The organism is Bacteroides sp. MSSM.1001136sp1_RTP21357st2_D2_RTP21359_211015 (assembly GCF_040913205.1).
In the GTDB taxonomy this organism is placed as follows: domain Bacteria; phylum Bacteroidota; class Bacteroidia; order Bacteroidales; family Bacteroidaceae; genus Bacteroides; species Bacteroides ovatus.
The window spans coordinates 1-11,406 of the sequence record NZ_JBDFVF010000064.1 but is presented as its reverse complement, the minus strand read 5'-3'; the positions used below and the strand labels follow the sequence as shown (position 1 = coordinate 11,406).

Sequence of the window (11,406 nt, the reverse complement as noted above, 5' to 3'; positions counted from 1 at the left end):
TATCTTGCTCAAGACAGTTAAAGGGTTCTGCTGCCTTATGCAAGAAATAAAAAATGGAATTGATAGAACCCACCTAAAATATATAAATAGACAGCTGTGGGGAAAATGTGGGGAAAAATTAGATAATTAAAAAGGCTAAATGACTGGAAATAATCACTTAGCCTTTTAATCCGTACCCAGACCCGTACTTCGTAATTGCTGCGCCCATCATTCAAGACTGTCAAATCGGGTCTTTCCTGTCAAGCCAATGATGCCTATGCGTATGCCAAACACATGGATTACGGATTTCTCGTTCCGTGAACAAACACTTTATCCGCAACTCTGCTATGTGGTGTATTGGCTTAACTCCATTTCTATGGGCAACACTTTTGTTGCAGATTTCAAGCAGCTTTTATCGAAATACCCATCAGTAAGAACTCGTTTATTAGGCTTTCCTCATAATTGGGAACAAGAGCCTTTGTGGAGATAAAATAATTGCCCTGTTTCTTAAAAAGCACTGGGGCAAACCAGCTCCGTCTTTAATTGTTTCCAATAAATGGATTGTTTCAAGCCCCTATAGAAAGAGAACAAAAATTCCTGTGTGAAAATTAATCTACGACAAGGAGCAAGCAAGGAGCAATATCAAACAAAAATCAATACCTTTGCAGTACATATGAGATAGACCAAAACAAAAGTGGAATATCGGAAACGAATAGCAAGGAAAAGAGAAGAAACGACCCAAGTTGATGTCCTTTTTGAGTTAATAATCAATAAAAGCGTTAAATCTTCACCTTTTAGAATGTGCAATTAAAAATAACAACCATATTTCTGACTTATTATCTATAAAATATTGAGTAATAATCGGTTGTAAATACTATATTTGAAGTCAGATTCTGCGCCCACAAATTCGATGGACCACCTTCCAGACCTGTTGTAAAAGCATCTCCTCTATCTTCAAAATGAAGAGTTGAATTAGAAGTATCACGTAACTTAGTATAAATACCTATCAAATAGCTTTCTACATCCCCCTTTGTATTCCAGTACCCGTCTCCCGTTATACTTGAAACTGTATCTACATCCAACAAATTGCATGAATGTAACAAAAACAATGAAATTCCTAATAATATTGATTTAATTTGTTTCATAATTACAAGTCTTATTTAATTAGAAATTAATTTTTACTCCCATATTATATTGTCTTGGCCTTGGGTATACCCCATAATCCACTCCGGTATATATTTCAGGAAACATACCATCATATTTCTTTATATAACCTATGTTATATGCTCCAGCAAAAACTTCCACTCCACTCAATCTTATTTTTCTAACCCAAGTTGATGGTAGCATATAGCTTAAAGACACTTCTCTAAATGCCAGATAATCTCCTTTACTAAAATACAGGCTATTGTTGGTACTCCCACTTTCAGAACTGCCTATTTGATTATCCCATCTCATATGATTTCGATATTGATAATCGTAATCACTTTGAACTGTATATTTAGGATATTTCGTTCCATCATTCGCACTTTGCCAGGAATTGGTCATTGCGTCTTTTATGGCATTATTGTTATTACGTGAACTACCCATTATCTGTCCTTTAAAACCATTATCTATCACATGTCCCATAGCCCAGTCCATTACAACTCGTACAGTAAGTCCTTTATATTTGAAAGAGTTGACAATACCTCCTACCTTATCCGGTCGGATATATCCCATGAATTTCATATCTTTAGAGTCCAATTGCCCATCATTGTTCACGTCTTCAAATATGGCATCTCCTGCATGTTTCTTTCTACCTTGCGCATTAGGATCATTAGGGGCTTTAGCTGCTTCTTCTTCCGTTTGATAGGTTCCTAAATAATGAAACGCCCATCTTCCACCAAACTTTTCGCCCTCAGCAATTCCCCCAACCTTTTTAGTACCTCCTGTAGCAGGATCATAAATAAAATTACCTCCTACCCGATTTTTCTCTTCTCCATTATCCGGTAAATCTACTACGATTCCTTTATTGTAAGCAAACGTCAATGATAAATCCCATGAAAAATCTTTGGTTTGAATAGGAGTAGCATTCAACTCTATTTCTATTCCGGAGTTTCTTACTGAACCATAATTACTCTTAATCGAACTAAAGCCCGTAGAATTCCATAAAGGTTCATCATACAATCTATCAAATGTCAGTTTATTATAGTAGTCAATTAATAATCCCAATCTATTATTAAAAAATCCGAGATCGACTCCGATATCATACGATTCCGTCGTTTCCCATCGTAATTGAGAATTTTTTAATGTTGTATTTAGTATACCTACTGATCCTTGATAATTAGTATCTGTAATTTTGTACTCACCTCTTGAATTGGCAACACTCAAATTGTTATTACCCGTACGCCCCCAACTTGCACGCCATTTCCAACGACTCATAATACTTTCTAATGGCTTGAAGAAATTTTCCCTATGCATATTCCATCCAGCTGATACTCCAGGGAAAAATCCCCATTTATTATCTTCTGCAAACCGTGAAGAACCATCTGCACGCATACTGACAGAAACTATATATTTACCTTTATAATCATAGTTTACACGTCCAAAATAACTTAAAGTAGCTTCCATTGTCTTAGTAGAACTTGCTCTTTGTGTACTATCTGCCGTTGCATTTAATGTTGGAATTAAATCTATAGAAGATCCACTACCGCTTGCCGAAAGTCTGTAACTATAATCATGAGTATAACTGGCACCTGCTACAGCTCCTATATTATGCTCCTTGATTTTCTTATCATACGAAAGAACCAAATCTCCCTGCAAATGTCTGTCATAGTTATGCTTAGCTGAAGCAGGACGGATTGTATTTCCAGTCGTCTCATTATCTGCCTGAAAATAATTCTCAATACCTTCAGTTCCAAAATAATAGGCTGTTGGTTTTAAAACTAGCCCAGGTAAAATATTCCAGATTGCACCCAACTGAAAAGTTGTCCTATACACACTAGTATCATCATAATTTGTTTTATAATAAATCTCATGCAATCTACTTCTGAAAGAAGAAATACCTTCTCCGGGGGCTGGAGTTCCATCTTCATAGTACAATCTGTAGGTCGGTGGTGTTAATATACTTCGAGATATAGTATTGACTGTATTTCCACCTCCCACAGCATCTCTAACCTGCAGACTAGCTTTAGTAGACAAACTCCATGCCTCACTTAATTTATAATTTCCATTAAATAAGACACTATAATTTTTATAATTTGTACCTCTAAGTATACCATCCTGATTCAAATATCTTAAACCTACATAATAGTTAATCGCCTCTGTTCCTCCACTAATACTAAGATCAACCTCATGCTTTTGTCCTGTTGTGAAAGTTGCTTTCTGAAAGTCATTATCCTGGAAGATGAGCTGTTTTCCCGTAACAGGGTCCGCCATGGTTTGCCAGCCCTCATGTTCCAGCAGATTACTCACATAACCTTGACCATACTTTTGCAAATAAACATCCAAAAATTCAAGTGTATTTTTAGAGTTTCTCGGATTTCCTGTTGACATACCAAAAGAACCACTTAAGAATTTTGCCTGATCTTCCTTTCCATTATATGTCAAATCAGCCTGATTAAATTTCGCAATATTAGAACGGGATAATGTTATATAATCCCGTGCATTCAATAGTGGAATTCTCTGCGGTTGTTGTTCCACTCCATACGTATACCTTAAACTGACAGTAGGTTTCCCTTTCTGACCAGCTTTGGTTTTAACCAAGATTATACCATTAGCAGCTCTGGAACCATAAATAGCAGTAGAAGCAGCATCTTTCAGAACTTCTATCGATTCTATATCTGCAGGATTCATATCTGATATATTTCTAAATCCTTGTGATATTATACCATCAATAATTATTAAGGGAGTATCACTTTCAGGTGAAGTAGAACTACCTCCACGAATAAATATTTGAGGGTCTGCCCCCGGTTGTCCATTAGATATTTGTAAGGATAAACCTGGAACTTTGCCTTGTAATTGTAATAACGGATTCTGTCCTGGTGCTTTTTGAAATTCCTCTTTATTTATCTTAGAAATAGAATTTGTTATTAATGCTCTTGACTGTTTACCATAACCAATGGCAACGACTTCATCAAGTAACACAGAACTCTCTTCCAAAACAATCACAATATTTCTCCGTCCCTTAATATCAACCTCTTTTGTTTCCATTCCGACAAAAGAGACAATCAGAGTTGCATTAGGAGGAACCATTATAGAAAATTCACCGGAAGCATTGGTGATAGTACCTTTATCCATACCTTTTACGGATATTGAAACTCCTGGTAATTCAACTCCTGTCTGGTCTTGTACTACACCAGAGACCTTTATATCTTCAGAATTAATATTATTTGCTTGAATATTTGAAAATACAGATGATAAGATAAATACCATCGATAATATTAATAAATCTTTAGTATGCTTTATTGAGTTTTTCATAAAAAATAAAATTAGAATGAATAAATTATATAAGGATTAATCTTTCATATCAATCGTTTTAGGTCGCAGACAAGTGACCAAAATGACCAGCATAACAAATACTAGTATAGCAAGCAACGCAAAATCGCGTCCCAAATGTCCGGCATCCATCGACTCACCCAGAAGGCTCGTAATAGTAGCTCCGGCAAATACACCACACATATTCATAATACCATAGGCAGTTGCCCTGTAACGTGCAGACACAAACTGACAGAGAATAGGCATATTATTTGCGTCAAACATACCAAAACCTATCCCAAACAGCATAGCCCCCATCACCAGTGCGAAAATAGAATGACCATATCCGATAAACAACAAGGAAGGTATGATAAGCCCCAAACCCATAGCACCAGTATATACTCTTCCACGTACATTTTTTAATACCCAACGGTCGGATATATATCCACCTGCCAACACACCGAATAATGAGGACAAAGCTATAGAAATAGTAGACATAGGACCTGCTACCGAAATATCAATAGATAAGCTGTCAGAGAAAAGAGTCGGTAACCAGTTCTTTGCCGCCCATCCCGGGGTGCCCGGTACACAGAAATAAAATAAGATAATCCAGAAAAAGACATTGGGAAATAACATTCCCAAACTCTTCAATACAGGAATCTTTTTCATCTTCTGATTTTCTGATACACTTCCTCTCTCTTTATCACGCAGAAGAAATGCCAGAATAACACCATAACCCACACCTATAATACCAAACCAATGGAATGTTGTATGCCAGGAATAGATTGCTGCAAAAGTAGCCCCAAATCCACCGATAGCCTGTCCCACATACAACCCTGTCATATGTATTCCCACAGCCAACGAACGAGTCTTGTCTTTGTGAAAATCGGCAATCAATGACAAAGCAGCAGGCAAATACAACGCTTCACTAATTCCCATAATTCCACGCAACCAGTAGAGTTGATTGAAAGTGGTGGCATATCCCATCAAGTAAGTAACTCCTGACCACACACACAGACTACCTACAATCAACCATTTGCGGCTCATACGATCACCGACAATCCCCGATAAAGGACTCATCAGTCCGTATACCCACAAGAATACAGCCATCAGGCGACCGAAATTGGCTGCTGATTCCAATTCCCGCACATCCTCCATCATTGGAATTCGCATAGTGGAAAGCATTTGCCTGTCCATATAATTCAACAAGGCAACACCCCACAGCAGCCCAACCACTACCCAAGGATATATATTTGAAGTTTTATTATTCATGTCCGTTTACTTTAAAATCTCTATTAAATTGATTTTTATAAAAGCTAAATCCGACTGACTACTCTCATATAATATACCTATTGAATTTTCATCTATGGATGTAATGCAGGAATATCCGGCACTACGATATTGGTCGAAAAGAATCCAATGTTCTTCCGGCCAAGTCATTCCATCATCAAAACTAACTTTTAAAGTCAGATTATCTCTTGTCCCATAATTATTCGGATTTACAAACAGAAGCATGCTTTTCTTCTTTCCTTCTTCCATATACTCATGTCGATGCAGACTTGCCATACAAGTAGGTTCTACGAGTGCTCTCCGTGAAGTTGGATGTTCTTTCCAACTTTCTCCCAGATCAATAGTTGTGCAGATTCTACGACCGTTCACGTCTTTATTTCCTCTGTTCCGGTTATCACGCATGTTCAACATCAAGGCGCCATCACCCAATTGTACGACACTACATTCCGTAACATCCTGATATGCAGGATTACTGGTCACCCACGTCTTTCCATGATCTTTACTATACGTAATATTCGAGAAAGGAAGCCCGTTTTCGTCACGTCCTTGTGTAGGAAATACCAACGTTCCGTCTGTCAACGTAATTCCCTGTCCGGGTGCAGGTGCAAATAACCACCATTCAGGGCGTTTCGTCTTTGAGGTTATATTATCCGGAAAGCCCCAGCTAAGACCATCATCCGTACTTTTTGCTATCATAAACTGGGAAGTTTCTTTTAGCCCTGTTCCTGGTTGAGAACCTCTACCTTTCCATTGATGTGTCCAGTTCGTACTGTTTTCATTCAGACCTTCTATCCACTTTCCGTCTTTATCCAGCAGACCGTGCATCCATAATCCTGCTACATAAATATCACCAGTATTTTTATCTACTAAAATACAGGCATCACTCACTCCATTGTATTTCTGTGGTAAACCTCCCCATTTCCCCATATCCAAAACAGTTTGAATGGGTTGCCAAGTTACTCCCTTATCTGTACTACGATGAAGAGCAATATCTATATTTCCCTGCAAATCACGAGGATAATCATAGCGGGCATCAAAAATGGCCAATAAAGTGCCTTTATTACTAGTAGCTAATCCTGGAATACGTGATGAGATACATCCATCCTGTCCTTTCTGTCGTACAGCTACTCCTACTCGTAAAGGTTTACTTGTTTTATCCAAAATTTTCAGATTGCCTTTCGTGGTTTTCACTCGGTTACAATTAACCTGAACACGATGATCCAGTGAAACCGTATCTTTCAACGTTACGGCTACCCAAAAAGACAAAGAATCCTGATTAACCTGCACTTCATTAGTAAATGACATTTTTTGTGTAGCGGGAAGTGCATTACAAAGTAAACGAGACGTATCTATCAGTCCATTTTTCTTCGCACCATATATGGCAACAGAAACAATATCTGCCACATTCGTGCTCCCCAATAAATCCAGATCTATTTGCCGGATAACATAAGGTTGATTATCTGTCCTGATTAAAGTTATCTTCATTACAGGATTTGCCGGTTTCTTTACCAACACAGGAATAACAGGTCTCTCCAGTACCCATTTTATGTCTTTACCTAAAGATGTGACTGGTGACACCGATAACAAAATCATCGAAAATATGATAAATATTTTCTTACTTACTTTCATAGTATCTTTATTTTAGGTAATTTTGAACGCATTTAACTAGATTGGAGGGGATAGACAGAAAGTAAAGTAGCTTACCCCAGCAATACACTTTTACTGTCATCTCCTCTTTATTATTTTCAGAATTCAAAGAATTTTATAGCGTCCAAATCACCTCTTAGTTTTTCATATTCATCAACAGAAAAAGGTTTTATCGGCAACCGGCAAGAACCGCAATCAATACCTATCAGCTTCATAATCGCTTTGCCACCGCGCACTCCGCCACCATATTTAATAATAACCTCCACGGTACGTATGGATTTTATCTGATTGTGGCGAGCCGTTTCCAAATCGTTCATTTTCATTGAATCAAAAATAGCCTGATAGACATTAGGTATATAATTATACGTACTTCCAACTCCTGCTACAGCTCCCATAGCCAAGCCGGAAATAAGAATTTCATCATAACCATGCAATACTTCAAACCGATGTTGCTCCAACTCTATGCAAACTCCCATCTCCATCAGGTTATTATGAGTAAACTTAGTACCCACCAGATTAGGTATTTTCTTTTTCCCTTCTACCAAAAACTTATCCACCGGCAAATTAACCCCTGTAATCGATGGCATATTATAATAATAGAAAGGTAAGCCAGCAGCAGAGTGGCAAATAGGTGCAAAAAAATCAACTAATTCATCTACTGTTCCCGGTTTAAAAAAAGAGGGAGCAATTGAAGCAATAGCATCGGCCCCTACTTGTGCAGCATGACGTGCCAGTTCCATTGCACTTCGTTGACAGTTTGAGCCTACATGAGCTATGACCTTGAATCGCTTACGGGCAGAAACGAGCCATTTTTCAAGAATTAATTTACGCTCATCGATCGTCAATGAAGAAAATTCACCGGTTGTGCCGCACACAAATACCCCTTTGATAGGAGTCGATGCTATCCAATCAGCATATTTATCAATAACAGATAAATTTACGTCCCCATTCTCATCCAATGGGGTGAAGGTGGCCGCAACCATACCTTCCAGTTTTTCATAATTGTTCATAGTGCATTTAATTAGATTGTTATTTTACTTTATTTTCAGAAAGTTCCTTTCAAAATTAAGGGAGTTCGTATACCAGGTTGTATTTCACCGCTTACCACGTAAACGTCATTCCCCATATAAACCGCATTTGTCGTAACAGGAATAGGATAAGGGCAGTCTAAAGAATCCACCAAAGAATTTGTTTCTGTACTGATGACTCGTAACTTACGGCTAAATCCCGGATGCTCGGGAGATGTAGGTAGTATTTCTTCAACTCCTCCCAGTAGTATTATCTTGTCTTTTTCATATGGAATAGCAGTCCCCGCCATTACAGGAAAATTACCAGCTATTTTGCTCCATTTCCTGCTACCTGGTTCATATACGTACCCCTCCGTATATTCTACCATCACTTCATTCGGAGCATAACTCCTTCCACTAAAAAGATAAAATCGTCCTCCCTGAACCACACTTACCGCATAGGCGAGCGATGGTCCCTCCCAACCGGGCATCTTCTGCCATCCTTTTTCTTTATGCAATAAATCAAGCATATAAAAATGATTGGTCGACTGTTCATTTGTCATAGTTTCCTGCCCCCCAGCAATATAAATACAGTTATCCCCAATAGCCCCCGTTGCATTTGCCAACGGAACCGGTAAAGCCGGATAACTAACAGAATCTACTACAAATGAAACGCCCTCTTTTTTTATGAGAAAAACTTTATCGCTACATTGCATACGATCGCATCCTCCAATACATAATAACCCTTCCGGCAAGCATATCGAAACTCCATAAGCTAATGAGCTGTTAAGGAAATCATCATAAACAGTCCACTTATCCATGTGCAGATCATAACTATATAAAGTAGACCACCAAGTTTTAACTCCTCCCTCCCAAGGATATTTATCAGGAAAGTTGGCTCCTCCCAGCACTAGTAATTTATCCTCTACTATTCCTGAGTATGCACCAGCCAATCCAACGTTTTTCAGCATACCGGTACATCCCGGAAGTAACAATGAGTTTTCCCATTGCATTACTATCTTATTTTCTCCTTTTCTCGAACAAGCCGTATTCATATATGATAAAATTAAAGATAAATATAAAATAAAAAAATACAGTTTTCTCATATACTATCTATCCTTTCTTCTTCGTTTTTCTCTGCCATCAATTCCAGACTCCGGTTCACTTTAAAAATCTTATAAACCTCAAAATGTCTTTCAATGGCATCACGATAGCCTTTCTCATCTCCTTTTCTTATAAAATCCAATAAATCAGCATGAGTAGCTATTCTGCCGCTTTTACTCATCTCTATATTTATAGGTTTTAAGTAGTCTTTGAACTTTTCTTTCACATAGACAAGAATAGGATGAATGATTTCCTGAAATTCAGATATTATTTTATTTCCCGTAATTTTGTATAGTTTTGTATGAAAAGCCGATTCGCTGATTAACGCATACTCGTTATTCTCGAAAACAATTCCCATTTTCACAATCTCGCTCAATTCCTCAATATCTTTAGGAGTTATCTTACGGAAAATATCACTTGATATTCCTATTTCAAGTGCGATTCTGAAATCCAATAAATCCAAAATTGTTTCTTCACTCAAAACACGAGGATCTATCACTCTTTTCATTCCACCTAAAATGGAAGGTTCAGTCAAAACCATTCCCTTACGAGGGCGCGCATGAATCAGTCCCATCATTTTCAAACGGCTCAAAGCTTCTCTGACAACACTTCTTGCAACTCCTAATTCTGCGGCCAGATTATTCTCATTGGGAATAGAATCTCCACATCTCAAATCATTCTTTTTAAAGTAGGTAAGTAAGCTGTCTTCTACCTGATCGATCAATGTTGTTTGATTAATTTCTATCTTCATATTACTAGATTTTATTATTTGTATTATTTGTCTGACAAATAATACAAATGCAATATTAAGAGATTTTTTTTAGAATACAAGGGCATTATAATAAGAAAATGCACATTTATGTTGAAAAACATACTTTTAGTACATATTGAGCTCTCATTTAGAACAATAGCAAGAGCAGAGATACTCATTTTAAACATAGTAGCGATATCTACTTATTATAGTGAAGGCATAAATTCATAAGATAGGATACCCCCAAAAATAAGCAATTAAAGATACAGACAAAATCACATATAAAAATCTAGGTTATGTCTATTGTATCTTTTATCTTTGCAACAATCAAAAAAAGCGATTATATGAGTCCTGATTCAGAATATACAGAAACACATGAGAATAAAATCTATGCCACTCTTGACAAACTGGGAATAGCGTATCAAAGTCTACACCACCCAGCCATAATGACTATGGAGGAAGGAGCAGAAATAGCCGCTAGGTTGTACTTCATGCAAAAGTCTGTTTCTGACTAATAAACAGCAAGAATACTTCATGCTCTTATTGCCCGCAAATAAAAAATTGAAAACAAAAGAACTTGCCGGACAGATAGGTAGTTCCCATCTCTCTTTCGCTTCCGAAAAGGCAATGGAAAATCTCTTGTGTACTTTTCCGGGGGCTGTCAGTATTCTAGGTCTTATCTACGATAAAGAGAACAAAGTACAGCTCCTGATTGATAAAGAAATTCTTGAATCAACATATATAGGATGTCATCCATGCGTAAACACATGCAGTCTAAAAATCAGGTTGGAGGACATTCTTAAAATACTATTGCCCAAAATCAGTCATCAGAATTTTAATATCGTGGAGTTATAATCCGAAATTACAAAGTCGTACATTCTGCAAAAAAAACGAACATTTAAGCTAGTTTCACGACTTAATTAAAGTACATGTCTTGTTCCTCGGTGAGAAACACATCGTTGCACACCGAGAAACGGGTCGTTCCTTTTAAAGGAACGGGGCTTTGGTTTTAAACCAAAAAACAAGCCATATAATCAACTAAATATCAGCGTATTACCAGATTGTTATTCCAACTAATAAGCATATTTGAATTTTATTGGGTTCTTCGTCAAATTTGGTGGTAATCTCTTTTTTATTTCAACTGTCTTCTTCTTTCTTAATCCTATTAAAAGTTGT

At 37.3% G+C, this 11,406-nt stretch carries 7 protein-coding genes and 1 pseudogene; 1 reads left to right on the top strand and 7 read right to left on the bottom strand.

Annotated elements, in window-relative coordinates; translation table 11 throughout:
• Window positions 1–815: 815 nt before the first annotated feature.
• From AB5217_RS24460 to AB5217_RS24430, 7 genes are all read right to left on the bottom strand, one after another.
• Window positions 816–1,124: a hypothetical protein gene (locus AB5217_RS24460; RefSeq protein WP_368112889.1), complete on the bottom strand. Its 309-nt coding sequence runs from the start codon at window positions 1,122–1,124 to the stop codon at window positions 816–818.
• 19 nt (window positions 1,125–1,143) lie between these two features.
• Window positions 1,144–4,434: a SusC/RagA family TonB-linked outer membrane protein gene (locus AB5217_RS24455; RefSeq protein ID WP_004300602.1), complete on the bottom strand. Its 3,291-nt coding sequence runs from the start codon at window positions 4,432–4,434 to the stop codon at window positions 1,144–1,146.
• Window positions 4,435–4,470: 36 nt separating this feature from the next.
• On the bottom strand, window positions 4,471–5,703 hold the full coding sequence (locus AB5217_RS24450; protein WP_368112888.1) for an MFS transporter: 1,233 nt from the start codon (window positions 5,701–5,703) through the stop codon (window positions 4,471–4,473).
• Window positions 5,704–5,709: 6 nt separating this feature from the next.
• Entirely contained in the window at window positions 5,710–7,350 is a 1,641-nt protein-coding gene (locus AB5217_RS24445; protein WP_032845200.1) for a sialidase family protein, read from the bottom strand.
• 116 nt (window positions 7,351–7,466) lie between these two features.
• The gene (locus tag AB5217_RS24440; RefSeq protein ID WP_004300605.1) at window positions 7,467–8,378 is read right to left on the bottom strand and encodes a dihydrodipicolinate synthase family protein; all 912 of its coding nucleotides are present in this window, start codon (window positions 8,376–8,378) and stop codon (window positions 7,467–7,469) included.
• A gap of 35 nt (window positions 8,379–8,413) precedes the next feature.
• Window positions 8,414–9,430, bottom strand: a complete 1,017-nt coding sequence (locus AB5217_RS24435) for a hypothetical protein (RefSeq protein WP_032854270.1) — start codon at window positions 9,428–9,430, stop codon at window positions 8,414–8,416.
• 47 nt (window positions 9,431–9,477) lie between these two features.
• The gene (locus tag AB5217_RS24430; protein ID WP_004304171.1) at window positions 9,478–10,230 is read right to left on the bottom strand and encodes a FadR/GntR family transcriptional regulator; all 753 of its coding nucleotides are present in this window, start codon (window positions 10,228–10,230) and stop codon (window positions 9,478–9,480) included.
• A 296-nt stretch (window positions 10,231–10,526) separates the two neighbouring features.
• On the opposite strand from AB5217_RS24430, the pseudogene AB5217_RS24425 reads away from it, so the two are divergent.
• Window positions 10,527–11,085 (top strand): annotated as a pseudogene (locus tag AB5217_RS24425) (prolyl-tRNA synthetase associated domain-containing protein).
• Window positions 11,086–11,406: the final 321 nt, after the last annotated feature.